General features: G+C 65.7%; 24 protein-coding genes. 8 read left to right on the forward strand and 16 right to left on the reverse strand.

Going from position 1 to position 22,945, the window contains the following annotated elements:
- Positions 1-161 precede the first annotated feature (161 nt).
- Positions 162-1,655 carry an amino acid permease gene (locus HIM68_RS08860; protein WP_139468129.1) on the reverse strand — a complete coding sequence of 498 codons (1,494 nt, stop codon included), beginning with the start codon at positions 1,653-1,655 and terminating at the stop codon, positions 162-164.
- A gap of 445 nt (positions 1,656-2,100) precedes the next feature.
- Here HIM68_RS08860 and HIM68_RS08865 point away from each other — a divergent pair, with 445 nt between their 5' ends.
- From HIM68_RS08865 to HIM68_RS08875, 3 genes are all read left to right on the forward strand, one after another.
- Positions 2,101-3,192 (forward strand): S-(hydroxymethyl)mycothiol dehydrogenase, encoded by a 1,092-nt coding sequence (locus tag HIM68_RS08865; protein WP_172171511.1) that lies wholly within the window; start codon positions 2,101-2,103, stop codon positions 3,190-3,192.
- Entirely contained in the window at positions 3,192-3,863 is a 672-nt protein-coding gene (locus tag HIM68_RS08870; protein ID WP_172171513.1) for an MBL fold metallo-hydrolase, read from the forward strand. The genes HIM68_RS08865 and HIM68_RS08870 overlap by 1 nt, the downstream gene beginning before the upstream one ends.
- 171 nt (positions 3,864-4,034) lie before the next feature.
- Positions 4,035-5,447: an amino acid permease gene (locus tag HIM68_RS08875; RefSeq protein ID WP_367647484.1), complete on the forward strand. Its 1,413-nt coding sequence runs from the start codon at positions 4,035-4,037 to the stop codon at positions 5,445-5,447.
- 171 nt (positions 5,448-5,618) lie between these two features.
- Here HIM68_RS08875 and HIM68_RS08880 read toward each other — a convergent pair whose 3' ends face one another.
- The 4 genes from HIM68_RS08880 to HIM68_RS08905 all read right to left on the reverse strand — a co-directional run bounded on the left by HIM68_RS08880 (position 5,619) and on the right by HIM68_RS08905 (position 8,865).
- A complete protein-coding gene (locus HIM68_RS08880; RefSeq protein WP_172171515.1) occupies positions 5,619-6,785 on the reverse strand; it encodes a hypothetical protein in 1,167 nt (388 codons plus the stop codon).
- A gap of 84 nt (positions 6,786-6,869) precedes the next feature.
- On the reverse strand, positions 6,870-7,355 hold the full coding sequence (ispF, locus tag HIM68_RS08885) for a 2-C-methyl-D-erythritol 2,4-cyclodiphosphate synthase (RefSeq protein ID WP_139468125.1): 486 nt from the start codon (positions 7,353-7,355) through the stop codon (positions 6,870-6,872).
- Complete coding sequence (locus tag HIM68_RS18980) at positions 7,352-8,389, reverse strand: 2-C-methyl-D-erythritol 4-phosphate cytidylyltransferase (RefSeq protein WP_367647512.1); 1,038 nt, start codon at positions 8,387-8,389, stop codon at positions 7,352-7,354. Before HIM68_RS18980 ends, ispF begins: the two co-directional genes overlap by 4 nt.
- The gene (locus tag HIM68_RS08905; RefSeq protein ID WP_025779034.1) at positions 8,383-8,865 is read right to left on the reverse strand and encodes a CarD family transcriptional regulator; all 483 of its coding nucleotides are present in this window, start codon (positions 8,863-8,865) and stop codon (positions 8,383-8,385) included. Before HIM68_RS08905 ends, HIM68_RS18980 begins: the two co-directional genes overlap by 7 nt.
- 352 nt (positions 8,866-9,217) lie before the next feature.
- On the opposite strand from HIM68_RS08905, the gene HIM68_RS08910 reads away from it, so the two are divergent.
- Positions 9,218-9,781: a hypothetical protein gene (locus tag HIM68_RS08910; RefSeq protein ID WP_139468124.1), complete on the forward strand. Its 564-nt coding sequence runs from the start codon at positions 9,218-9,220 to the stop codon at positions 9,779-9,781.
- Between the two features lie 152 nt (positions 9,782-9,933).
- On the opposite strand, the gene HIM68_RS08915 is transcribed toward HIM68_RS08910, so the two are convergent.
- Positions 9,934-10,617, reverse strand: a complete 684-nt coding sequence (locus tag HIM68_RS08915) for a response regulator transcription factor (protein WP_039208435.1) — start codon at positions 10,615-10,617, stop codon at positions 9,934-9,936.
- On the reverse strand, positions 10,614-12,038 hold the full coding sequence (locus HIM68_RS08920; protein WP_172171517.1) for an ATP-binding protein: 1,425 nt from the start codon (positions 12,036-12,038) through the stop codon (positions 10,614-10,616). Before HIM68_RS08920 ends, HIM68_RS08915 begins: the two co-directional genes overlap by 4 nt.
- A gap of 267 nt (positions 12,039-12,305) precedes the next feature.
- On the opposite strand from HIM68_RS08920, the gene phoU reads away from it, so the two are divergent.
- Positions 12,306-12,968 (forward strand): phosphate signaling complex protein PhoU, encoded by a 663-nt coding sequence (phoU, locus tag HIM68_RS08925; RefSeq protein WP_139468122.1) that lies wholly within the window; start codon positions 12,306-12,308, stop codon positions 12,966-12,968.
- Between the two features lie 99 nt (positions 12,969-13,067).
- Here phoU and HIM68_RS08930 read toward each other — a convergent pair whose 3' ends face one another.
- Entirely contained in the window at positions 13,068-14,012 is a 945-nt protein-coding gene (locus HIM68_RS08930; RefSeq protein ID WP_139909085.1) for an EamA family transporter, read from the reverse strand.
- 71 nt (positions 14,013-14,083) lie between these two features.
- Between HIM68_RS08930 and HIM68_RS08935 the strand changes: the two genes are divergently transcribed.
- Positions 14,084-15,001, forward strand: coding sequence for a LysR family transcriptional regulator (locus HIM68_RS08935; RefSeq protein ID WP_139468120.1), 918 nt, complete (start codon positions 14,084-14,086; stop codon positions 14,999-15,001).
- A gap of 83 nt (positions 15,002-15,084) precedes the next feature.
- On the opposite strand, the gene HIM68_RS08940 is transcribed toward HIM68_RS08935, so the two are convergent.
- Positions 15,085-15,828 (reverse strand): phosphoglyceromutase, encoded by a 744-nt coding sequence (locus HIM68_RS08940; RefSeq protein ID WP_172171519.1) that lies wholly within the window; start codon positions 15,826-15,828, stop codon positions 15,085-15,087.
- Between the two features lie 212 nt (positions 15,829-16,040).
- Between HIM68_RS08940 and HIM68_RS08945 the strand changes: the two genes are divergently transcribed.
- Together HIM68_RS08945 and HIM68_RS08950 are read left to right on the forward strand one after the other, a co-directional pair.
- A complete protein-coding gene (locus HIM68_RS08945) occupies positions 16,041-17,081 on the forward strand; it encodes a bile acid:sodium symporter family protein (RefSeq protein ID WP_253903867.1) in 1,041 nt (346 codons plus the stop codon).
- Positions 17,081-17,803 carry a GNAT family N-acetyltransferase gene (locus HIM68_RS08950; RefSeq protein ID WP_172171521.1) on the forward strand — a complete coding sequence of 241 codons (723 nt, stop codon included), beginning with the start codon at positions 17,081-17,083 and terminating at the stop codon, positions 17,801-17,803. The genes HIM68_RS08945 and HIM68_RS08950 overlap by 1 nt, the downstream gene beginning before the upstream one ends.
- 13 nt (positions 17,804-17,816) lie before the next feature.
- Here the strand turns inward: HIM68_RS08950 and HIM68_RS08955 are convergent, their stop codons facing one another.
- The 7 genes from HIM68_RS08955 to HIM68_RS08985 form a co-directional block, all read right to left on the reverse strand.
- Positions 17,817-18,197 carry an iron chaperone gene (locus HIM68_RS08955; protein WP_367647485.1) on the reverse strand — a complete coding sequence of 127 codons (381 nt, stop codon included), beginning with the start codon at positions 18,195-18,197 and terminating at the stop codon, positions 17,817-17,819.
- A complete protein-coding gene (locus HIM68_RS08960) occupies positions 18,194-18,784 on the reverse strand; it encodes a YbjN domain-containing protein (RefSeq protein ID WP_172171523.1) in 591 nt (196 codons plus the stop codon). Before HIM68_RS08960 ends, HIM68_RS08955 begins: the two co-directional genes overlap by 4 nt.
- A 50-nt stretch (positions 18,785-18,834) precedes the next feature.
- Positions 18,835-20,259: a glycosyltransferase gene (locus HIM68_RS08965; RefSeq protein ID WP_172171525.1), complete on the reverse strand. Its 1,425-nt coding sequence runs from the start codon at positions 20,257-20,259 to the stop codon at positions 18,835-18,837.
- A 119-nt stretch (positions 20,260-20,378) separates the two neighbouring features.
- Positions 20,379-21,188 carry an alpha/beta fold hydrolase gene (locus HIM68_RS08970; protein WP_172171527.1) on the reverse strand — a complete coding sequence of 270 codons (810 nt, stop codon included), beginning with the start codon at positions 21,186-21,188 and terminating at the stop codon, positions 20,379-20,381.
- Positions 21,189-21,261: 73 nt separating this feature from the next.
- Entirely contained in the window at positions 21,262-21,573 is a 312-nt protein-coding gene (locus HIM68_RS08975; RefSeq protein WP_092010787.1) for a DUF2516 family protein, read from the reverse strand.
- Between the two features lie 109 nt (positions 21,574-21,682).
- Entirely contained in the window at positions 21,683-22,165 is a 483-nt protein-coding gene (locus tag HIM68_RS08980; RefSeq protein ID WP_172171529.1) for an AzlD domain-containing protein, read from the reverse strand.
- The gene (locus tag HIM68_RS08985; RefSeq protein WP_139468113.1) at positions 22,162-22,938 is read right to left on the reverse strand and encodes an AzlC family ABC transporter permease; all 777 of its coding nucleotides are present in this window, start codon (positions 22,936-22,938) and stop codon (positions 22,162-22,164) included. Before HIM68_RS08985 ends, HIM68_RS08980 begins: the two co-directional genes overlap by 4 nt.
- Positions 22,939-22,945 lie beyond the last annotated feature (7 nt).

Consider the following 22,945-nt stretch of genomic DNA (forward strand, 5'->3'; position numbering starts at 1 on the left):
CGGCATGAGACGACGAAGGCGGTCCGATCCCCGATGACAGGGATCGGACCGCCTTCCTCGTGCTCATGTGTATTTCCCTCGCCGAGGCGGCCGGGCCGTGGTCACGGCCGCCTCGGCGAGGCCGGCGTGACCTTGCGGTCATCCCGGCGACGGTGCCGCGGTTACGCTTCGGCCACCTCGGCGGGCCGGTTGAGTCGACTGTGCTTCCGCGAATAGGCGAAATACACGACGAGGCCGATGACCAGCCACACGAGGAAGCGGATCCACGTGTCCATGTTGAGATTGAGCATGAGATAGAAGCAGACGATCGCGGAGACGATCGGCAGCACCGGGACGAACGGAACCTTGAACGGGCGCTCGAGCTCGGGACGGGTCCGACGCAGCACGATGACACCGATCGAAACAAGCACGAAGGCCGAGAGCGTGCCGATGTTGACGAGCTCGGCGAGCGTCGACAGGGGCACGAACGCGGCGATGACCGCGATGATCACGCCGGTGATGATCGTGAACCGGTACGGAGTGCCGAACTTCGGGTTGGTCTTCGCCAGCCACTGCGGCAGCAGGCCATCGCGAGCCATGGAGAAGCCGACGCGCGTCTGCCCCATGAAGAGGATCATGCACACGACGATGAGGCCGATGCAGGCTCCGATCGCAATGAGGTTGCCCATCAGGGGAAGACCCGCATTGACGAACGCGGTCGCCAGCGGGGCACCGTCTTCGGGGTCGATGTCCTTGTAGTTCTGCATACCGGTGATCACCAGGGAGACGGCGATGTAGAGTCCGGTGACGATAGCCAGGGAGCCGAAGATGCCGATAGGCAGGTTTCGCTGCGGATTCTTCGTCTCCTCTGCTGTGGTGGCAACGACGTCGAAGCCGATGAACGCGAAGAACACCATGGCTGCTGCTGCGAAGATGCCTCCGATGCCGAAGACGCTCGGGTCGAGTCCGAAGAGCCCTTGAACGACAGGCAGGTGCATCATCGATCCGCCGGTGTCGGCAGGCTCTTCCGCCGGCGGGATGAACGGCACCCAGTTCGAGACCTTGACGAAGAAGAGCCCGACGATGATGACGGCGAGGACGACGAGGACCTTGAGGAAGGTGACGATGATGTTGATCCGGCTCGACAGCTTGATGCCGGTGACCAGAACGATCGTCAGACCCAGTACAAGCAGCCCCGCGGGCAGGTTGATCCAGCCGCCCTCGGCCGTGGCGATGGCATCGGGGATGGCGAACGGCGTGCTCTCGAGGACTACCGCGAGGTACTGACTGAATGAGGTCGCGAGCGCTGCCGACCCGACGGTGAATTCGAGGATGAGATCCCAACCGATGATCCAAGCCAACAGTTCGCCCATGGTCGCGAAGGTGAACGTGTAGGCGCTGCCGGCAACCGGCACCGTCGATGCGAATTCGGCGTAGCACAGCGCCGCAAGGCCACAGGCGACGCCGGCGATGAGGAAGGACAGCGCGATGCCCGGCCCGGCGTTCGTCGCGGCGGCGTGCCCGGTGAGGACGAAGATGCCGGCGCCGATGCAGACGCCCACGCCGAAGATGACGAGGTCGAGTGCGCCGAGGTTCTTCTTCAGCTGATGTTCGGGGTCTTGAGTGTCACGGATGCTCTGCTCGATGGACTTCGTGCGTTTCCATTCGCCTGCCATGACTCCTCCTTTGCAGTATGGCAGTGAGAACCGCACCGCCGAAGGTGACGCGGATCACTGGGATTGAGTTTACCGGTCAATGATAAACCACAATGTGAGACGTATTCACCACTCTGGCCGTCGCCTCGGATCGCGGCTCCGCCCACCGCCTGCGATCCCCGTTCCGCCAGGGACGAACCGCCGGACGCAACAGCGCCGACTTCCGCTCCGCATGCCCCTCAGAGTGCACGAGACCGACGACCGATCGAGGCTGCCCGACGGACGGTTCCGCCCTCTCTGAACCATGTCAGCGCACGTAAGTGCACTGATTTCCGGACCGACCTGGTCGACGTCAGCGTGCTTGGTTAGGGTGGGGGCTGTGAGCACCCCATTCCGGGGTAGGCTCAGTCCACTTCGGGTGTTCCCATCCGCGGACACCCGTCACCGAAGACATTTAGGAGACGCAATGCCACAGACCGTCAAGGGCGTCATCTCCCGCAGCAAGGGAGCCCCGGTCGAACTCACCGACATCGTCATCCCGGATCCGGGCCCGGGCGAGGTCGTCGTCGATGTGAAGTCGTGCGGCGTCTGCCACACGGACTTCCACTACCGCGAGGGCGGGATCAGCGACGACTACCCGTTCCTGCTCGGCCACGAGTCCGCCGGAGTCGTCTCCGAGATCGGCGAAGGAGTCACCGAGGTCGCGGTCGGGGATTTCGTCATCCTCAACTGGCGCGCCATCTGCGGCGACTGCCGTGCCTGCAAGCGCGGCGAACCCTGGTACTGCTTCGACACCCACAATGCCTCACAGAAGATGACCCTGCCCGACGGCACCGAGCTCGAAGCCGCTCTGGGCATCGGATCCTTCGCCGAGAAGACACTCGTCGCCGCGGGTCAGTGCACGAAGGTGCCCGAAGCGGACCCGGCAGTCGTGGGGCTGCTCGGCTGCGGAATGATGGCCGGTATCGGGGCTGCCATCAATACTGGTGAGGTCACCCGCGGCAAGACCGTCGCCGTGATCGGCGCCGGCGGTGTCGGCTGCGCGGCGATCGCCGGTTCGGCTCTGGCCGGGGCGAACACGATCATCGCCCTCGACATCGATGAGAAGAAGCTGTCCTGGGCCAGCGACTTCGGTGCCACGCACACGGTGTCGACGAAGGGCATGAGCGAGGACGAGGTCGTCGCGGCGATCCAGGAGCGCACCGGAGGCTTCGGCGCCGATGTCGTCATCGACGCCGTCGGACTTCCCGCCACCTGGCGGCAGGCCTTCTACGGCCGCGACCTCGCAGGCACCGTCGTTCTCGTCGGTGTGCCGACTCCGGAAATGGAGCTCACGGTTCCGCTGCTCGATGTGTTCGGCCGCGGCGGCAAGCTCAAGTCCTCCTGGTACGGTGATTGCCTGCCCGACCGCGACTTCCCGATGCTCGTCGACCTCTACCAGCAGGGACGTTTCCCGCTCGAGAAGTTCGTGTCCGAACGCATCGGCATCGGCGATGTCGAATCCGCTTTTGAGAAGATGGCCAAGGGCCAAGTCCTACGATCGGTGGTGGAACTGTAATGACAGCTATTGAGCATCTCGTCACGTCTGGCACGTTCTCCCTGGATGGAGAGACGCACGACGTCGACAACAACGTGTGGATCATCGGCGACGATTCCGAGGTCATCGTCATCGACCCGGCCCATGATGTCGATGCGATCGCCGAGGCGGTCGGATCCAGAGACGTCAAGGCCATCCTGCTCACGCACGGTCACGACGATCATGTGCGCGTCGTCCGCGACTTCGCACAACGGGTGGGCAACCCCACCGTGTACCTCAATCCCGATGACTATGTGCTGTGGGATATGACCTTTGAGAACTACCGTCCCGACGGACAGATCGCCCACGGCGACACATGGACCGTCGGCGGAATCAAGCTCAAGGCCCTGCACACTCCCGGCCACTCCCCTGGTTCGACGTGCTTCTTCGTCGAGACTGGTCTGCCGGCTCCGGCATCGGCCGGTGCCGGTCGGGCCGTCGGTCCGGTGCTGTTCTCCGGAGACACCCTGTTCAACGGCGGCCCCGGAGCCACGGGACGGTCGCATTCGAGCTTCGAGACCATCATCGAATCGATCCGCGACGTGCTCTTCCCGCTGCCCGAGGCGACCGTCGTGCTCACCGGGCACGGCGATTCCACGTCGATCGGCGCGGAGAGCCCGGCCCTCGAGGACTGGATCAAACGCGGACACTGAGCCGCCGCAGGCCGGGCTCAGACCGCTCGCCGACTAAGACGCAGATCGCATAGCCGACCTGCCTGCGGTCAGGCCGTGACCGACCAGCGCAACTCGCAGACGCGGGTCGCGACCCACACGGGTTCGCGACCCGCGTCTGCGCATTCCGCCTCTGCCGGATAGACTCGTCGGGTGCCTGAATCACAGTCTTCGCAGCCCGCCGAGTCAGCGTCCGCCTCGGCCTCGGGTTCTTCTGATACCTCGTCCAACGGCCTCAAGGTGGGGATGAAGCCCCGCCACCTGGTGATGATGAGCCTCGGCTCGGCGATCGGCGCCGGTCTCTTCGTCGGCTCCGGCGCCGGAGTGCAGGCGGCCGGTCCCGCCGTGCTCATCTCCTACGTCGTCGCGGGTCTCATCGTCATTTTCGTCATGCGGGCGCTGGGCGAACTCGTCGCCGCCGACCCGAATCCGGGTGCGTTCTCGCACTATGCGGGCAAGGCCATGGGTCCGGCCGCGGCCTTCGCTGTCGGTGCTCTGTGGTGGGTCCAGCTGTGCCTCGTCGTCGCCGCCGAGGCCACCGCCGCCGCGCAGATCGCTGCTTCCTATATTCCGGCAGTCCCCCAGTGGGTCATCGCCTTGGCGATCATGCTCGTCTTCACGGCCATCAACCTCACCACTTCGGGCAGCTTCGGTGAGTTCGAGTTCTGGTTCTCACTCATCAAGGTCGCCTTCGTCGTCCTCTTCGTCGTCCTCGGTGCCGCATACCTGTTCGGGTGGACCCCGGCCGACCCGCCCGCGCAGATCTTCGCCGACGGGTTCATGCCCACCGGCATCTCCGGCATCGCCGCGGGCCTGCTCGTCGTCGCGTTCGCCTTCGGCGGCATCGAGATCGTTGCGGTCGCCGCGGCCGAGACCGCGAATCCCGAGCGCAGCGTCTCCCAGGCGATCAAGACGATCGTGTGGCGCATCCTGTTCCTCTACATCGGGTCGGTGGCGATCATCGTCCTCGTCCTGCCGTGGACGGACGACCGCCTGGCGGAGTCCCCCTTCGTGGCCGTTCTCGAGACCGCGGGACTGCCATTCATCGCCTCGCTGCTCGCCGCGGTCATCGTCATCGCGCTGCTGTCGTCGATGAACGCGAACATCTACGGAGCGTCCCGGATGTCGTTCTCGATGTCGCAGCGGTCCATGCTGCCGCGCGGGCTCGGCCGGACCAATCGCCGCGGTGTGCCAGTGGCAGCGGTGCTGGCCACCTCGGCGTTCGGCTTCGTCGCCGTCGCGCTCAACTATTTCTGGGCCGCCGAGGTCCTCGGGGTCCTGCTCAACATCGTCGGCTCCACGCTCATCGTCACCTGGGTCGCCACCCTCGTATCGCAGATCGTTCTGCGTCGTCGCGCCGAGGCGGCTGGCCAGTCCCTGCCGCTGCGCATGTGGGGCTACCCATGGCTGTCGTATGTCACCCTGGCCGGAATCGCTGTGATCATCGGACTCGGCCTGACCGTCGAATCCGTGCGCTTCCAGATCGTCGGCACACTCATCTTCGTCGTCGCGCTCTACCTCATCGGCCTCATCGTCACGAAGCGTCACCCGAACGCGAAGGTCTGAGCCCGCCGTTCACCGCCACCGAGGCGGCTGTCGGCTTCCGTGCCCGGACCGCAGCAGTCCCCCACCCCCGGACCGCGGCAATCTCCAGCGGCCGGACCGTTGCGATCTCCCTCGCGGCCGGTTGCTCAGTCGCAGCCTTCGTCCAATGCGGGCATCTGAACTCGTCGAGCCTCAATCGTCAAGTGCGTCCAATGCAGCAACGAGCTCCCGCAGGGCGTGGGCTGGATCTGCCGATTCCGCCCAGCCGGCGAGCATGTCCCGCGACTGGCCCACGTGCCGGGCAAAGTGCCTGCCCGCATAGTTCGTCACGTCGATCGGCACGATCCTCTCGACTGCTTCGAGCACGACGTGCGCGGCGGAACCGAACACGGGAACCTGCACCCCGAGGCGGGTCCGCACGGCCTCGCTCGCAGCCTTCGCAGGGCGGTCAAGGTGTGATTTCAGTGCGACCCAGCTGCCGTTGCGGACGCTGAGTTCGGCGACGAAGGGAATGAACACCGCCGGCGGCAGAAGCACGGCCTCCATCGGCACCGGCAGTACGAGTCGACCCAGCCTGCTGACAAGCGCACGCACCGCGGTCGACGGTCCTGCGACGAAGAACCGGGGCGCACCCGCAGGTGCCCAGAACGTCACTTCATGCCCGGGTTCGGCCTCCCTGTCGGCTCCACTGCCGTGACCACCGGATGTGCGCACACCTCCGTCGGCATCCCCGGCACGGCTGCCCTCAGCGCGCACAACCTCAGCCGGCGCGCCTGGGTCTAGTCGCTCGGACAGGAACGCGGGTCCGAATATGACTGCTTGAGTGCCGGGGAAGACTGCTCGTGCTCGATCGAGGTCTCCCTCGACCTGGCTCGTCGTCGCAATGAACGCGGGCGAGATGTCCCGAATCGCCGAGACCACCTCTGCATCGAGATCATCCGGCCGAGTCGTGAGCACGATGAGGTCCCAGCTCCCATCTGCGGCAGCAGCCCAGTCTGAGATCGTCACCCGTCGAGTCGCAGCTACGCGAGTCACCGACCAGCCACTGCCCGCGCTCGCTTGTCTGCCTTCAGCTCCCTCGGTTTCTCGCTCGTTTTCTCGCCCGGTTCCTCCCCCGGTTTCTCCCCCGGTTGCTCCCCTGTTGTTGCCTCCGGCTCGCCCACCTCCTTGCCTGCAGCTGCCGTGTCCACCTCCCACCCCGCCGGGATCGGTCGGGTCGAAGGTGCTCACGCGCCGCGGAAAGGCCGCCCGCCCATTGGGACCAGCGGTGCGGGAGACGACGGCGACCTCATGGCCATCGGTGAAGAGCGCGGCCCCGGCGATGCCGATGGCGCCGGCTCCTTGGAAGAGGACTCTCACTGCTTGTTCCTTCCTCGGCGCACCTGGCTCGGTTCGAACAGAGAAGTGCGTCTGACTCGATACTGGTGGTTCAGAGCTGTTGAATCAGTTCGGATGAATCAAGGCGGTGGCGATGGCGGCGATTCCTTCGCCTCGCCCGGTCAGTCCGAGTCCGTCAGAGGTGGTGCCCGAGACCGACACGGGTGCGCCGGCAGCAGCCGACAGCACCTGTTGGGCCTCTGCACGGCGCGTGCCGATCTTCGGTCGATTGCCGATCACCTGGACGGAGATGTTTCCGATCTCGAAACCCGCCGCGCGCACGATGCGGGCCGCCTCGGCGAGCAGCACCGAACCCGAGGCACCGGCGAATTCCGGACGGTCGACCCCGAAGTGCTCACCGAGGTCGCCGAGCCCCGCGGCGGAGAACAGCGCGTCGCAGCAGGCGTGGGCGGCCACATCGGAGTCCGAGTGTCCTTCGAGTCCTCGTTCGCCCGGCCACAGCAGTCCCGCAATCCACAACTCGCGCGCGGGATCGGCGGCGAAGGCATGGACATCGACGCCGGTGCCGATGCGTGGAATGATCTGATTCATCGTGGCTCCTTCGCCGCATCCAACGCATCTGCTCTGTGGACTTCAGCTCGGTCGCGCATTCGGGCGAGCTGTTCCGCGAGGACGAGGTCGAGCGGATAGGTGATCTTCAGCGCCTCTTCGTCACCGTCGACGGCGACAACCTCAACGCCGAGGCGTTCGACGAGCCCCGCATCGTCCGTCGGCAGCACTCTGCCCTGCCGGCCTTCCCCGGCCGTCGGAACTGCCTCTGCAGTCGAGCCCGCGCCGTCGGTTGGGCAAGCGTCATCGGTCGTGACAGTGCCATCGGCCAAGCCAGCCCTTTCTGACGCGCCGACCCAGTCGGCAGCAAACTCGTCATGGGCCCGCCTGAGCACCTCGGCGCGGAACCCCTGAGGCGTCTGGACCCGTCGCAGCTCGGCCCGGTCAAGATCGCCCCGCACCACTGCACGCCCGCCGGCGCCCACAGCGACGGCATGATCCGGATTGTCTGGTCGATCCGCGGTGGTTTCAGCGCCAGAATCGCCGTGGATCGACCAAACAATCCCATTGGAAGCGCGCTCCGCACCCGTGCCTGCACCTGAGCTCGGATCCGCACCGACGGTCTCGTGCGAAACGACCCTCCGCACGGTGTCGATCATCGGCAGAACCGGAACGACCGCCTCGGCGCCGGATTGCAGCGCGGCGACCACTCGGGTGAACACATCGGGCGGGGTCAGACACCTCGCCGCATCATGGATGAGAACGTATTCCGCATCTCGGTTAAGTTTCAAGGCTGTTTGCACCGAAGAATTTCGATCACCGCCACCTGCTACGGCTGTAATTGAAATTTCGCATTTCATCCGCGTGGCCACTTCGGCGATTTCTTCTTGCGCCCGCAAAAGAAACTCCTCGGGAGCAGCCACCACGATTGTGGAGGCGACTCCCGAGGAGATGATCGTCTCGAGGCTGCGGGCCAGAAGGGTCCGACCGTTCACACGGACGAAGGCCTTCGGCTCGCCGCAGCCCAGACGGGATCCCGACCCTGCGGCCGGGACGATGACACAGGTGCTCAGGATGCGAGCACTTCGTCCAGCAGAGCTTCTGCTTCGGACTCTTCCTTCTTCTCGGCCAGTGCGAGTTCGGAGACGAGGATCTGGCGGGCCTTCGAGAGCATGCGCTTCTCGCCGGTCGACAGGCCACGGTCCTGCTCTCGGCGCCAGAGGTCACGGACGACCTCGGCTACCTTGATGACGTCACCGGACTGCAGCTTCTCGACATTGGCCTTGTATCGACGGGACCAGTTCGCGGGCTCTTCGACGAATTCGGCACGCAGGACGTTGAAGACCTTTTCAACGCCTTCTTCACCGACGACATCTCGCACACCGACCAGATCGCAGTTCTCTGCCGGAACTTCGATCACGAGATCGCCATGGGCGACCTGGAGCTTGAGATACAGCTTCTCCTCACCTTTGATGGCACGTTTCTTGATTTCTTGGATTGTCGCTGCACCGTGATGTGGATAGACAACAGTGTCGCCGACCTGGAAACTCATATTCTCTTCAAACCCCTTTCGCGGAATACCAGTTTACCATGAGGCTCGCCACAGAAATCGTTCAGGGTAGCGAATCTTCATGCTAGGCTCCGCCTCTGCCGCGCACCGCGATGAGCCCGGCTGCCGCCTCTGCCAGCGAGTACATCGGGAGAGGGCGCATTGCCGAGAAGCTTGGCCGAGATCCTCGACCAACCACGATGCAGACCGAACTTCGCTGCCTCTTCACCGAAACTTCAACCGCGACGCGCCCGAGCGTCGCAGAACCTCGACCACTCCGACCACCCGGTTCTACAGCGGGTCAAAAACCGGGTAGTATACAGACTGATCTTGTATTGCCACTTCAAGGAGCATAATGAAACGGCACAACCGCGCGGCTCTCGCCGTTGCCGCACTCGCTCTCGTTATCCCCGTCAGCGGATGTGCAAGCCTGCTGTCTCCCCATCAGACCGCCGAATACCACTACAACGGCGGCGATGGAGCCTCGGGAGCCGTCGGCGACGTCGAGGTCCGTGGGCTCATGCTCATCACGGATCAGGAAAGCTCCGGTCCGGCGCAGCTGTTCTTCACCCTCATCAACAAGGGTGACTCCACCGCCAAGGTGTCCATCGAGGTTGCCGACACCACGGTGAGCGAATCGATCAAGGCCGGCGACACCTTCGTCCAGGACCCGAAGAGTCCCGAGACCTCGTCCAAGGAAGTCGTCACCGTCGACAGCCTCAAGGCGAAGCCCGGCGACCTCGTCGACATCACCGTCAAGAACGGCGGCGAAGAGAAGGTCATCGAAACTCAGCTCCTCACCGACACCCTGCCGTATTACAACGAGTACGTGCCGTCGGAATCGCCGTCCGAGTCCCCGTCGGACATGCCGACCGAGGATGCCGGTTCCGCGGAGGGAACCGCGACAGCCAACGGCTGATCCGCCTTCCTCGAGCACCGGGACCCGTCCCGCGCGAGAGCACAGAAGGAGCCGCTCACAGATGTGAGCGGCTCCTTCTGCATTCACGTCCGGCCAGTGATCCCGACCTCACCAACCCGGCCTCACCAACCCGGCTTCGCCGATCGACGCCCTCAGGCTTCGAACTTGTACCCGAGCCCGCGCACCGTGGTGAGCAGACGCGGCTCCGACGGGTTCTCCTCGATCTTCGCACGCAGTCGCTTGACGTGGACGTCGAGCGTCTTCGTATCGCCCACGTAGTCCTCGCCCCAGATCCGGTCGATGAGCTGACCGCGGGTCATCACTCGGCCGGAGTTGCGCACGAGGATCTCGAGCAGCTCGAACTCCTTGAGCGGCATGGACTGTTCTTCACCACGCACGGACACGACGTGGCGTTCGACGTCGATGCGCACTCCCCCGGCCTCGAGCACGGACTCGTCCTCGAACTCCTCGGTCTCGACATTGCGGCGCAGCACGGCTCGCACGCGAGCCAGCAGCTCCCGTGAGGAGTACGGCTTCGTCACATAGTCATCGGCGCCGAGCTCGAGTCCCACGACCTTGTCGATCTCCGAATCCTTGGCCGTGAGCATGATGATCGGCACATTGGACTTCGCCCGCAGCTCGCGGCACACCTCGGTGCCGGAAGCACCGGGCAGCATGAGATCGAGCAGGACCAGATCGGCGCCGGTGCGGTCGAACTCCGCCAGAGCCTTGAGCCCGTCATCGGCGACCGTCACCTCGTACCCTTCCTTACCGAGCAGGTACGACAGCGGGTCCGAGAACGAATCTTCGTCCTCGACAAGCAGAATACGAGTCACGTTGTGAGCTTCCTTTGTTCGCTTTCTTCGGTCAGTTCCTTGGGTGGGTCGGCGGTCGCCCCGCCGTCTCCATTATCACCGGAGGGCGCGTCGTTGTCGCCGGCCGGGTCGTCCGCGCCGGACGCGGCGGTTCCGTGCCCGTCGTCATCCGCCGAGGCGATCCCCGTGGACTCGCCCTCTGTCGCCGAGGCGGCTCCGGTCGGTTCGTCATCATCCGCCGAGGCGGTCCCGGTCGAATCCGCGGAATGTTCGATGAGTACACCGGCTGGGGCCGAATCGGCAGCGGAGGCTTCGGTTGCAGTTCCGGCCAACGGGAGCACGATCGTGAACGTCGAGCCCTTGTTCAGCTGACTCCACACACGCACCTCACCGCCGTGGGTGGCGACGATGTGCTTGACGATGCTCAGCCCCAGTCCGGTGCCGCCGGTGATCCGGGAGCGTGCCGGGTCCACTCGGTAGAAGCGTTCGAAGACGCGCTCGGTGTCCTGGGCGGTCATGCCGATGCCCTGATCGGTCACGGCGATCTCGATGCGCTCGTCGACGAGGTCGACTCCGACGCCGACGCGGGTGCCCTCCGGCGAATAGTTCACGGCATTGTCGATGAGGTTGCGCACCGCGTTGACGAGCAGTTCGTAATTGCCTTCGATGAGCAGATCGGTCGGCGGGGAGACCTCGATGTGGATGTTCTTGCCTTCCGCCCCTGTCCGGGCACGGTCAGCGGCATCGTCGACCACCTCGGCGACGGAGATCTTCTCGGTCGTCGCGGGAGCGGCGTGGTCCTGGACGCGGGAGAGGTCGATGATCTCCTGCACGAGCTGGGTCAGCCTCTTCGACTCCCGCTGCATCCGCCCGCCGAAGCGTTCGACAGCGGCCGGATCGTCGGCGAAGTCGGTGACCGCCTCGGCGAGCAGTGCCATCGCACCGATCGGCGTCTTGAGCTCGTGGGAGACGTTGGCGACGAAGTCACGGCGGACGGCGTCGACGCGCTTGGATTCGGTCTGATCGTCGCAGAGGACGAGGACGAAGGAGGTGCCCAAGGGAGCGACGCGGGCGTGGAGGTAGCGGATCACGGAGTCGGAGTTCTCCCGTGTCTGCTCGAGGTCGATCTCTTCGATGAGACCGCGCGCGCGGACGCGGCCGACGACCCGCAGCATCTCGGGCGATGCCAGCGAATGCCCCCTGACCAGGCCGAACGTGTATGCGGCCGGCGACGCCTTGACGACGTCGTCACCGGCGTCGATGACGATCGCGGCAGAGGGCAGGACGGCCAGCACCTCGGCGATGCCTTCGGGCAGGTCATCCTCGGAATGCAGATCGGCAGCATCGCGGGAGCGTTCACTGAATCGGAACGCAAGAATTCCCGCTATACCCAGGCCCAGGCCGACGACGCCGGTCAGGACCGCCACTACTAAGAGATCCACAGCCTCAAGCTTAGGCGCTGTCCATCGTCCCGGCGCACCGAATTCACTTCTGCTGGAAGTATTTGCCGAGGAATTCACCTTCCCGTCTGGAGTCGTTCACTCGATCGTGCGATGCTGACGTCTGTGTGCCTGCGCTCCCTGCCGTTCCTGCCTTCTGCTTTCCCCCGCTGAGGGTGCGGATCGGAAGCGCCGGCACCCCTCATGACACCATGCACCACCGACAGTCAGTTCCGATTGTCACAATCGAGAGTTAAGGAACCGCAGTTCATGCGCGAAGTCTTCAGAAACGAATTGGACGATCTGGCCACCCAGCTGGTCGGCATGTCCACCAAGGTCCTCGACGCCATCCGCCTGGCCAATCAGTCGCTGCATTCGAATGATCTCGAGCTGGCCGAGCAGGTCATCGAGGCCGACTCCGTCATCGACAATATGCAGTTCACCCTCGATCAGCAGGCCGCCGAGATGCTCGCCCTGCAAGCTCCGGTGGCCGCAGATCTGCGTGCCGTCATCGGTTCGCTGCGGATGTCGGCATCGCTCGAGCGCATGGGCGACCTCGCCCGTCACATCGCCCAGCAGGTGCGCATCCGCTATCCCGAGTCCGCAATCCCCGAGGGCTTCGAATCGACGTTCGCGCGGATGGGCGAGTCCGGTGAGAGGATCGCCGAGGCGACGCAGAGCCTGCTCTCGAATCCCGGCCTGTCCGATGTGCCCACGATCAACGCCATCGACGAGGAGCTCGACGAGCTTCACCTGAGCGTGTTCGGGAAGCTCGGCGAAGCTCCGGCCGGCTCGCTGGCTCCCCGTCATATCGCCGATGTCACCCTGCTCTCGCGCTACTACGAGCGCTTCGGTGATCACGCAGTGTCCGTGTCGCAGAAGGTCGAGTACCTGCTCACCGGAAACTGGGAACCCTACCTGTCGAAGAAGTAGGAACCCGGCTCGACGAAGCACGAATCGAGCGAAGCGCCCCGACACTGTCGGGGCGCTTCGCGCATTCTGCGCCAGCGGTTCACTGACGCGACCGAAGCCTCAGCTGGAGGCCGAGACCTCTTCCGGCGCCTGTCTGACGACGATCTTTCGGCGACGTCTGGGCCCGTTCTTGATACCGCGGGCCAGATTCTTGAGCACTCCCGTCGTCACGGCGACACCGAGGAGCAGCAGAACTCCGCCGATGAGTTCGGCGATGCTCGGGCGGTCTCCGAGCACGATCCAGGCGGAGAGAACTCCGACCGGCGGGACGAGCAGGGAGAACGGCGCGACCTGCGAGGCCGGGAAGCGAGCGAGCAGCGAGTTCCAGATGACATAGCCGACCAGCGACGCCAGTCCGGCGGTGTAGACGACCGAGGCCACGACACCCCAGGTCGGGTGCGTCAGTGCATGGGCCACCTCGGCGGGACCGTCGATGAGCATCGACAGTGCGACCATCGGAATCGGTACGACGAGAGCCGACCACACCGTCATCTGCACTCCGTTCGTGCCGGGTTTCACGCCGCGCGCGATGACGTTGCCCGTCGCCCAGGACAGGGCGGCGCCGACCGCGACGAGGAAGGCGACGATCGGCACGTTCGCCTGCAGGCTCAGACCGATGACGGCCAGGCCGACGAGGCCGATGAGGATGCCGATGATCTGGCGGCGACTCGGGATCTCGTGCAGCACGAGGGCCGCGACGATGACGGTGAACGCGGCTTGGATCTGGATGACGATCGAGGTCAGGCCGGCGGGCAGGCCGAGCGCCATGGAGGTGTAGAGAAGGCCGAACTGGCCGGCCGACATGAAGGTGCCGATGAGGAGTATGCGGCCGAAGGAGCCACGGGGGAAGCGGACGAAGAAGATCGCGGGCACCACGACGAAGGTGAATCGGGCGGCGACGAGGAGCAGCGGCGGCCAGTCGCGCAGACCGAGGTCGATGAAGATGAAGTTGACTCCCCAGAGAACGACGACGAGGAGGGCGAGCATGTAGTGGACCGAGCGCATAACTCCAGCATTCCAGCCCCGTCGTCAAACTTCTATTGAAAGTCCGTCCACTGTTTCATTAAGATAATTTGATGATCGATACCGTTGCCCTGCGCACCCTCGTCGCCCTCGATTCGCTCGGTTCGGTCACGGCCACGGCCGAGTCTCTGGGATACACGCCGGCGGCGGTGAGCCATCAGCTGCAGAAGCTCTCGCGCTATCTCGGTGCACCGGTGACTGAGCGGACGGGCCGCGGCATTGCGCTGACACCGGTGGGCCGGGAGCTCAGCCGACGCGGAGCCGGGCTGCTGGAGGAGCTGGAGAGTCTGGAAACCGCGGCCCGAGCGCAGTCGGGTGAGCCGCGGGGACGGATCACGGTCGGCGGGTTCTCGACGGGGATCCGCGGACTGCTCGTACCCGCGCTGCCGCGATTGGCCGCCTCGGCGCCGGAGCTGACGGTGTCGAACTTCGAGGAGGAGCCGGACGAGCTCATCGAGATGGTCACCGCCGGCAGGATCGATGCCTCGCTCGTCTTCGGCTGGGATTCGTCCTCGCTGCACCTGCCCGCGACGCTGATCTCGGAGACGATCACCGTGGATCGGGCCGATATCGTCATGCATCGGGATCATCATCTGGCCGCCTGCACCGAGGTGACCCGCAGCGATCTGCTCGGCGAGATGTTCGTATCGGCGCCGCGCAATGCCGTGTGCCATCGATGGCTGACGGCGCTGTTCGAGGAGCTCGGCAGCAAGCCGCAGATCGACTACTGGGCCATCGAGTACGACACGCAGATCGAATTCGTCCGAGCTGTCGGGGCGTTGGCGCTCGTGCCGCGGTTGGGTAGGCCGCACCTGCCGGCCGATGTCGTGGCGGTGCCGCTCGATGATCCGAGCATTGCCCGCACGATCTCACTGGTGTGGCGGAAATCGATGTCGGCCTCCCCCGCGATCGCCTTTCTGCTCGAAGAGATGAAGGCGATCGCCGGGAAGACCGACTCGATCGGTGCATGAGTGGGGCCGGGGTTCGGCGTCCGAGTGTCGTCTCGGCGCCCGAGCCCGAACGGATCCCGCCCCGTCTGCGGTGGGGCCGGGGGTCAGCGCCCCTGGATGGCGACCTGGCCGATGGCGGCCGCTGCCGCTTCGGCATCGAGGTAGGTTCCGCCGGGGGTGACCGGGGTGAAGTCCTCGGTGAGCTCGTAGTGCAGCGGAATGCCGGTGGGGATATTCAGCCCGGTGATATCGGCATCGGAAATCCCATCGAGGTGCTTGACCAGCGCACGCAGCGAGTTGCCGTGGGCGGCCACGAGCACGGTCTTGCCGACAGTGAGTTCGGGCACGAGGGTGTCGTACCAGTAGGGCAGCAGGCGATCTATGACGTCGGCGAGGCATTCGGTGCGGGGCAGCGCATCGCCGAGGTTGGCGTAGCGGGCTTCACCGGCCTGAGAGAATTCCGAGCTGTCGGCCAGGGCCGGCGGCGGAGTATCGAAGGAGCGGCGCCAGGTCATGAACTGCTCTTCGCCGAACTCGTCGCGGATCTCCTTCTTGTTCTTGCCCTGCAGTGCGCCGTAGTGGCGTTCGTTGAGGCGCCAGCTGCGGTGGACGTCGAGCCAGGACAGATCCGCTGCCTCGAGTGCGATGTTCGCAGTCAGAATCGCACGCTTGAGCCGCGAGGTGTAAACGACATCGGGGATGAGGTCTTTCTCGCGCAGCAGCTCGCCGGCGCGCTTGCCTTCGGCACGGCCTTTGTCGGTGAGGGTCACGTCGACCCATCCGGTGAACAGATTCTTCTGGTTCCATTCGCTTTCGCCGTGGCGCAGCAGGATGAGGTTATACGTCATGGCTCCATTTTGACACGACCGTTCAGTCTCGGTCGCCGACGACCGTCATCACCGCCGGTCTTCTCCGGCGGTGGCCCGCCAACGCCCCGCCGCTCCTCCCCCACTTCTCTTCCCCCGCCGCTCCTCCCCGCCCGCCGATCCACCTCGCCGATCGGGTCTCAATTTCTGGGCGTGTGTCTCGAATGGCAAAATCGGCGGAGTAGCCTGGACCCATGTCACAAACGCCAGCACATCAGGCTTCCGGAGGCACAGCCGCTCCCGCTGCCGATCGCAGTTCGATCATCGCCGTCACGGCTCTGCCGGTCCTCGTCGTCATTGCGGGAGTGCTCGGGTTCCTGCTGCCCAATGCCTTCACTCCCCTGGCGCCGTCGATCACCTGGGCGCTCGGCGTGGTCATGTTCTTCATGGGCCTGACCCTGACGCTGCCCGACTTCGCCCGCATCGCGAAGCGGCCGTGGATTGCGGTGCTCGGAGTCGTCACTCAGTTCGTGGCGATGCCGCTGCTCGGCCTCCTCGTCGTGACCGTGTACTCGCTTCCGACCGAGATCGCCGTCGGCGTCATCCTCGTCGGCTGCGCGCCCGGCGGCACTGCGTCGAATGTCGTCACCTATCTGGCCAAGGGCGACACAGCACTGTCGGTGTCGATCACGACCCTGTCGACGCTGCTCGCTCCGGTGCTCACCCCGCTGCTGACTCTGTGGCTGGCCGGTTCGTATATGGACGTGCCGTTCTGGTCGATGTTCGTCTCGATCTGCCAGACCGTGCTCGTGCCGGTCATCGTCGGCGTCCTCGTCCGCGTGTTCGCGTCGAAGTTCGTCGACAAGATCTCGCCGGTGCTTCCGTGGCTGGCCTCGATCGCCATCGCCTATATCGTCTCGATCGTCGTGGCCGGATCCGCGGGTTCGATCGCCACTGCCGGTGTGCTCGTTCTGCTGGCCGTCGTCACGCACAATCTGCTCGGGCTCGGTGTCGGCTACGGTGTGGCCGCGGCCTGCCGTCTCGACACCCCGACCCGTCGCGCGCTGTCGTTCGAGGTCGGACTCCAGAACTCCGGTCTGGCATCGACCCTGGCCACCACGTACTTCTCACCGCTGGCAGCGCTGCCCGGAGCCGTCTTCAGCGTGTGGCACAACGTCTCCGGCGCCGTGTTGGCCTCGCTCTTCGCTCGTCGTCCCTACGGCAAGCCGCCGGTCGATGCGGCGGGCCGTGAGCCGGCCGCTGCCAGAGCGCCCTCCGCTGGGATCGCGGGCTGATGACCACCGAGGCAGCCCCGGGCGAGGGCGAATCGGGTCAGGGCGAATCAGGTCAGAGCGATTCGGGCCGAGGCTTCGACGGGTTCTCCCCTCAGACCCTGGACCTGGCGGGCCGGACGTTCGTCATCCGCCGCGCGACCGAGGCCGATGTGTCGGCCATTGTTGCGCTCCTGCGTGACGACGTGCTCGGGGCCGCCCGTGAGGCCGAGGTCGAAGTGGTCGACCGTGCGGGCGCTGTCGCAGCCGGCGCTGCATCTGCCATCCCCGACGCCGAGGATGCGGCCCCCTATGCTCGTGCGTTCGCGCTCATCGACGCCGATCCCAATCAGCTCCTCGTCGCCGTCACCGAAGCAGCAGGACAGGCTGACACGCCAGGCCGGGCCGAGTCAGCCGAACAGGCCGAGTCAGCCGAGCAGTCCCGATCAGCTGGCCAGACCCGCGACGGTTCGACCGTCGTCGGGACCCTGCAGCTGAGTCTGCTGCCCAGCCTGTCTCGCCGCGGCACGCTCCGCCTGCAGATCGAGGCGGTGCGAGTCGGCCCCTCGGCTCAGGGCATCGGGCTCGGCACGGCGGTCTTCGAATGGGCTCACGAGTGCGGACGTCGCTTCGGCGCCGGACTCGTTCAGCTCACCACCGATAAGTCGCGCACCGGTGCTCAGCGTTTCTACGATCGGCTCGGCTATGTCGCCAGCCACGAGGGAATGAAGCTGCCCCTCGACTGAGACCGGCGCGCCATCACATCCACTTCACTCCATCGACCTCGAATTCGCGGATCCGGTGGGCGATCATCTCGGTCAGCAGCTCGGTCGGAATCTCGCCGTCATAGGGCAGTCTGATCGAGCCCTTACCAGTGTCGAAGTCCTGCAGACGGTCGGCGAAGACGTCTTTCGTGCTGGGAGTGAAGACGACGTTCGCGTGCTTCTTGTACCCGGCGAACACGAACAGGATCGAGCCGAGGGCATAGGCGGGGCTGCCCCATTTGAGGCTCTCCTCGGCTCGCGGTGCAGCGGCACGACTGAGCTCGCGCAGCCGGGTGAGGAAAGCTCGGTGTCGCTCGTCGTCGAATGAGGCGATGTATTCGTCGACGCTCACCGGCTTGGAGGCGGCCGCACTCACGAGCGCGAGCCCTCACTCGCACGATCGGCCGACACCGCCGACACCGCCGGGGGTTCGGAATCGGCGTCACCGAAGGTGCCGAGGAATTCGTTGTCATCCCCGCTGAGCACCTTCTCGAAGGCCGCGAGGTTGCGCGTCGACTCGCCCCGGCCGACCCTCCAGGCCCACTCTTTCTTCATTCCGGTGAGGAACCCGATCTGGAGGAGTTCGTTGAATGAGGAGTCCGCCGTGGCGAGCATCGCCCCGAGAAGTCCGTCGAGGTCATCGAGCAGATGCTCTCGGGGCACGCTCGCCCGCAGATAGACATCGCCGAGGCCGTCGATCGCAAACGCCACCGGCCCGGGTTTGAGGTTCTTCTGCAGCAGCCACCGATTGAATGCGGCCGAGTTCTCGTCTGGATGACGGATGACGAACGCCTGCAGATGGGCGGTGCGAGCGAAGACGCTGATCGCCACGTTCGTCTTGAGCTTCTTCTCCCCCGGCAGGGTGACGACGATCTCGGCATCCTCGATCGAATCGACAGGAACGTCGTTGCTCTCGGCCCAGGTGCGCACTCCGGACAGGATCGCCTCGGTGTCGGTGCTCATGCTCTCACGCCTTTCGCTCGGCTCTCGTGCTCACCGCCGACTCTAGTCGTTCAGCACGCTCCCAGCGCTTCCGAGCGCCGCGCAGATATGCCGGAGATGTCCGGCACAGCGTCGAGGACGGCTGCGACGGTGTGGCCCCAGTCGAAGCGTTCGGCACGGTCGACGGCATGGCCGGCGAGTTCGGCTCGCAGCTGTGTGTCAGTGAGCAGCGTTTCGATCGCCGTCGCCCAGTGGTGCGGGTTGTGATCGGCGATGAGCAGTCCCGAATGTCCGTGTTCGACGATTTCCGGGAGTCCTCCCACCGCCGAGGCGATCGCGGGCAGACCGGAGGCGGCCGCTTCGGCGGCCACGAGTCCGAAGGATTCGCTGCGGGAGGGGACGATGAGCAGGTCAGCGGCCCGGTAGTAGTCGACGAGGATGTGGGAGGGAACGGGCGGGCGGACCTCGACGCTGGGTTCGCTCGCGATCGCCGCGGTCAGCTCCCGCAGATACGTCGAGGACGGTCGGACCTCTCCCCCGCCTGCTTCGACGCCTGCCCCCGAGGCGGCTCCGAGGAGGATACCGCGGGTTCGGGAGGCCAGGTGCGGGTTGCGTTCCCGCAGATAGGCCAGGGCGTCGACGGCGACGTCCGTGCCTTTGATGAACTGCATACGCCCGACGTAGAGGACGATCGCCTCGTCCGAGTCGAATCCCAGACGCTTGCGCGCGTCCGACTGTGAGTCCGGTGCGTAGAGCGCGTGATCGACACCCGGTCGGGCGACGACGACCGAGTCGGGGTCGGCGTGGAGCTCCGACACGAGATCGCGACGTTCGGCGGGGGTGGCGGCGACGAGCAGATCGGCCTCGGCGGCGATGCGCTCTTCGGCTTCGAGTCGTTGGGGTCGTTCGTGGCTGGTGTCGGAATCGCGGTTCTTCACGGCCCCGATCGTGTGCATGCTCACCGCGATCGGAGCCTGCGCCGCACGGTCCTGCCCGACCCCGACAACGGCGTCGGCACCGCTGTCTCCGGACTCGGTGCCGCTGTCTCCGGACTCGGCGGCGTTGTCACGGGCGCGCAGGGCCGCCTCGGCGGAGATCCAATAGTGGCTCCAGATGAGATCGGCGGAGCGGAAGTCGGGGTGGGCATTGAGCAGGTCGGCGAGTTCGTCGATCGCGTCGGCGAGTTCGTCCTTCGTCGCGGCGCCGACCGGCAGGTGGTGGAGGGTGATGGATTCGGTGATCTCCAGCCTCGCACTCTGACCCTCTGAGGGGCCCGCGCCGCGTCCCCGACCAGCGCCGGCTCCGTCGACAGCGACTTCTGCACTGCCTCCCGTGCCGTCGAGTCCGCCGGGGTCGGCGGTGAACACGTCGACGCGGTGTCCGGCGGCGGCGAGCGCGCGCACGGATCGGTCGACGTAGACGTTCATTCCTCCGGCGTCGCCCTGGCCGGGTTGGGCGACGGGCGAGGTGTGTAGGGAGAGGACGGAGATGCGCACGGAGACAGTCTAGCCAACGACCTCTGTCGGGTGACCAGCCGAAGCCAGCGCTGAACCGAATCCAGAACCTAACCGAAGAACGTGACTAACCGAAGCCGGCGCCTGGTCGAAGCCGGTGCCTAACCGAAGAACTCGCCGAGGATGCGCCGTACGTCATGACGGCCGCGCCACAAGATCGATCCGGCAGGGAGCACCTCGAGGCGGGAGTTCGGAATCGCACGGTGGATGGCTTCGGCGACGGGGACCGGATGTGCTGGGTCGTCTTCGTGGGTGAGCACGAGGACATCGCCCGGGAAGGAGCGCAGGTTCCGGGCTGCCTCTTCGGTATCCGCGACAGCGATTTCGAGGGCGAGTCCGAGTCCGTCGGACATGTCCGTGTGGACGAGGTTCTCGGCCTTCGCCTTGGTCCAAGCACGCGCGGGAAGCATCTGGGCCACCTCGGCGGGTTCGCGGGAGAGCATGAGTTCGACGATGCCGTCGATGTTCTCATCGGCGACGAGGCGGCGCAGTCTCTCCAGGTGGGAGCGGTTGGCGGCGGCCACCTCGGCGGGGAAACCGGTGAAGGAGGCGGGGAGGACGAGGGCGATCTTGTCGAGACCGCGGGTCACGGGGTGGGCGATGCTCAGCAGGTGGAGGAGTCCTCCGGCGGACATCGAGACGCCCAGCGCTCGGCTCGCCGAGGTGGTGCTCACGGCGTCGGCGAGCACCTCGGCGATCTGCGGGTAGGTCCAGCCGGGGCAGGGTGAGGGGCGGCCGCCGTGGCCGGGCAGGTGGAGGAAGTGGCGGGTGCCGGTGATGCCGGTGCCGAAGGGGCGGGTGTCGCGGATCGCGCCGGCGAATCCGTGGCCGAAGAGGGTGTGCGGCTCGCCGCTTCCGAACGTGGCGATGAAGCCGGATTCGGGGCCCGGCAGGTTGAGGTCGGTGCTCATAGGGTGAGTCTAGTCAGCGTGTGCTGGGCGCTTGCCGATCGGGTCCGCAAATGCAGTTACGGCGTCAAGTCGGTCAGCGGTTGCGGTATCGCGGGTCGACGGCGCGGACCTTCGGGCGCACATCGGTGAGGTAGACGATGCCGGCGACGAGGGCGATGATGTTGAGGAAGATCATGCTCATGCCCATCGGAGGCAGTGCGATGAGGGCGAGCGCGAGTCCGACGCCGAGGAGGATGACCCAGAACTTCTTGCTCTGTTTGTCCACGGCACGGTAGTTCTCGTCCTTGAAGCGGAGGCAGTCGATGAACGCCCAGAGCTGGACGACGAATGCGGCCACCGTCAGGGCAAGAAAGACGAGACGCTGAAAGCCCGCGATGTATTCCATGGTCCCAGCCTAGCAATCTCGGGCTTTCGGGGCAGTTCCGGGCTGGAGATCCTCGGCAATTGCCCATCCGCATCCCACGGCTTTCACAGTGGATGCCTGCCGTCCCTGCTCAGAGGATCCCGGTGGTGCGGATGAGCGCACACACGCCCATGCCGATGACGACGGCGAGCAGCATCGGCACGCGCAGAATCGAGGCGAGAACGCCGGCACCAACGCCGATGAGGCGGGCCGGATCGGCGATGTCAGTGCCGTCGAAGACCGCGGTGGTGGCGAAGACGGCGCCGATGAGCACGACCGTGGCCCGGTCCATCCACATCGTCACACGCTCGGTCGAGTCGGCCGAATCACCGGCCCCCGCCGAGGCGGCTGTGCCCTGTCCGTCGGCCCCTGCAGGGGCGGTTGTGCCCTGTCCGTCCACGCCCGAGGAGGAATCGGCCCCCACAGAGGAGTCAGGCCCTGCCGAGGCGGTCGCCGGGGTCCGCCGGCGCCCCTTCGTGGCGATGGCCGCTCCCACCTTCACACCGGCGAAGCGCATGAGATAGGTTCCGAGGCTCAGCCCGGCAAGGGCGATGAGGAAGCTGACGGCGCTCATCGGCGGCTCTCCTCTCGGGTTGAGTGCTGCGAGTGGGCGGCATCGTGCGGGTCTGCGCTGTTGTCGCCTGCGCGGCGGCGACGGATGAACCAACGCACACCCCAGCCGGCGGCGACGAAGACGAAGACGGACAGCGAGGTCACTGCTCCCAGCCCGAGCGGCAGCAGCGGGGTCAGGCCCACGGCGATGAGGATGCCGATGACGGTCAGCGAGAGTGTGACCCGGTTCTTCAGGTCCCCGCGGATGAGGCAGAAGAGGATGATCGGGAAGGCCGCATCGAGTCCGAGCAGGTCCGCGTTGATGACATTGCCCAGCCACTGCCCGACCATGGCACCGCCGGGCCACATGATGGCGATTGCGGCGCCCATGAGCAGGAACGCATGCCATTTCGCCCGGTCGTTGTGCCCGAGGCGCGAGATCGCGGTGGATTCGTCGTTGATCCAGTGGGAGGCGATGAGAGCTCGCCAGTCCTGTGGGAAGAAAGGGCCGACTGCGACGCCGAAGGCGAAGTTCCGGGAATTGACGAGGAGACCCGCCAGCACCGCGAGGATCGGGGCACCGCCGGCGGCGATGACGCCGACGAAGGTGAATTCGGCGGCGCCGCCGAGAGCGAACATCGCCAGCAGCAGAGTCTGCCACCAGGCGAATCCGGAGACCGCGGAGATCGCCCCGTACGACAGCGCGACTGCGATGATCGTGACGGTGACGATGGCGACCGCACGATAGGTCGAGCCGGGGAGCACCCGATCAGCCGTGCGAAATAATGAACCCATGTTCTAT

The organism is Brevibacterium sp. CT2-23B (assembly GCF_013168765.1).
Taxonomy (GTDB): Bacteria; Actinomycetota; Actinomycetes; order Actinomycetales; family Brevibacteriaceae; genus Brevibacterium; species Brevibacterium sediminis.

What these genes read in the sequence shown, in the direction of transcription:
- HIM68_RS08935 (WP_139468120.1), top strand. Translation starts at nt 14,084, where the DNA reads ATGATCGATACCGTTGCCCTGCGCACCCTCGTCGCCCTCGATTCGCTC.
- HIM68_RS08980 (WP_172171529.1), bottom strand. Translation starts at nt 22,165, where the DNA reads ATGAGCGCCGTCAGCTTCCTCATCGCCCTTGCCGGGCTGAGCCTCGGA.
- HIM68_RS08905 (WP_025779034.1), bottom strand. Translation starts at nt 8,865, where the DNA reads ATGAGTTTCCAGGTCGGCGACACTGTTGTCTATCCACATCACGGTGCA.
- HIM68_RS08945 (WP_253903867.1), top strand. Translation starts at nt 16,041, where the DNA reads ATGTCACAAACGCCAGCACATCAGGCTTCCGGAGGCACAGCCGCTCCC.
- ispF (WP_139468125.1), bottom strand. Translation starts at nt 7,355, where the DNA reads ATGAATCAGATCATTCCACGCATCGGCACCGGCGTCGATGTCCATGCC.
- HIM68_RS08985 (WP_139468113.1), bottom strand. Translation starts at nt 22,938, where the DNA reads ATGGGTTCATTATTTCGCACGGCTGATCGGGTGCTCCCCGGCTCGACC.
- HIM68_RS08970 (WP_172171527.1), bottom strand. Translation starts at nt 21,188, where the DNA reads ATGAGCACCGACCTCAACCTGCCGGGCCCCGAATCCGGCTTCATCGCC.
- HIM68_RS08860 (WP_139468129.1), bottom strand. Translation starts at nt 1,655, where the DNA reads ATGGCAGGCGAATGGAAACGCACGAAGTCCATCGAGCAGAGCATCCGT.
- HIM68_RS08960 (WP_172171523.1), bottom strand. Translation starts at nt 18,784, where the DNA reads ATGAGCACCGACACCGAGGCGATCCTGTCCGGAGTGCGCACCTGGGCC.
- HIM68_RS08910 (WP_139468124.1), top strand. Translation starts at nt 9,218, where the DNA reads ATGAAACGGCACAACCGCGCGGCTCTCGCCGTTGCCGCACTCGCTCTC.
- HIM68_RS08870 (WP_172171513.1), top strand. Translation starts at nt 3,192, where the DNA reads ATGACAGCTATTGAGCATCTCGTCACGTCTGGCACGTTCTCCCTGGAT.
- HIM68_RS08950 (WP_172171521.1), top strand. Translation starts at nt 17,081, where the DNA reads ATGACCACCGAGGCAGCCCCGGGCGAGGGCGAATCGGGTCAGGGCGAA.
- HIM68_RS08930 (WP_139909085.1), bottom strand. Translation starts at nt 14,012, where the DNA reads ATGCGCTCGGTCCACTACATGCTCGCCCTCCTCGTCGTCGTTCTCTGG.
- HIM68_RS08865 (WP_172171511.1), top strand. Translation starts at nt 2,101, where the DNA reads ATGCCACAGACCGTCAAGGGCGTCATCTCCCGCAGCAAGGGAGCCCCG.
- HIM68_RS08940 (WP_172171519.1), bottom strand. Translation starts at nt 15,828, where the DNA reads ATGACGTATAACCTCATCCTGCTGCGCCACGGCGAAAGCGAATGGAAC.
- phoU (WP_139468122.1), top strand. Translation starts at nt 12,306, where the DNA reads ATGCGCGAAGTCTTCAGAAACGAATTGGACGATCTGGCCACCCAGCTG.
- HIM68_RS08975 (WP_092010787.1), bottom strand. Translation starts at nt 21,573, where the DNA reads ATGGAATACATCGCGGGCTTTCAGCGTCTCGTCTTTCTTGCCCTGACG.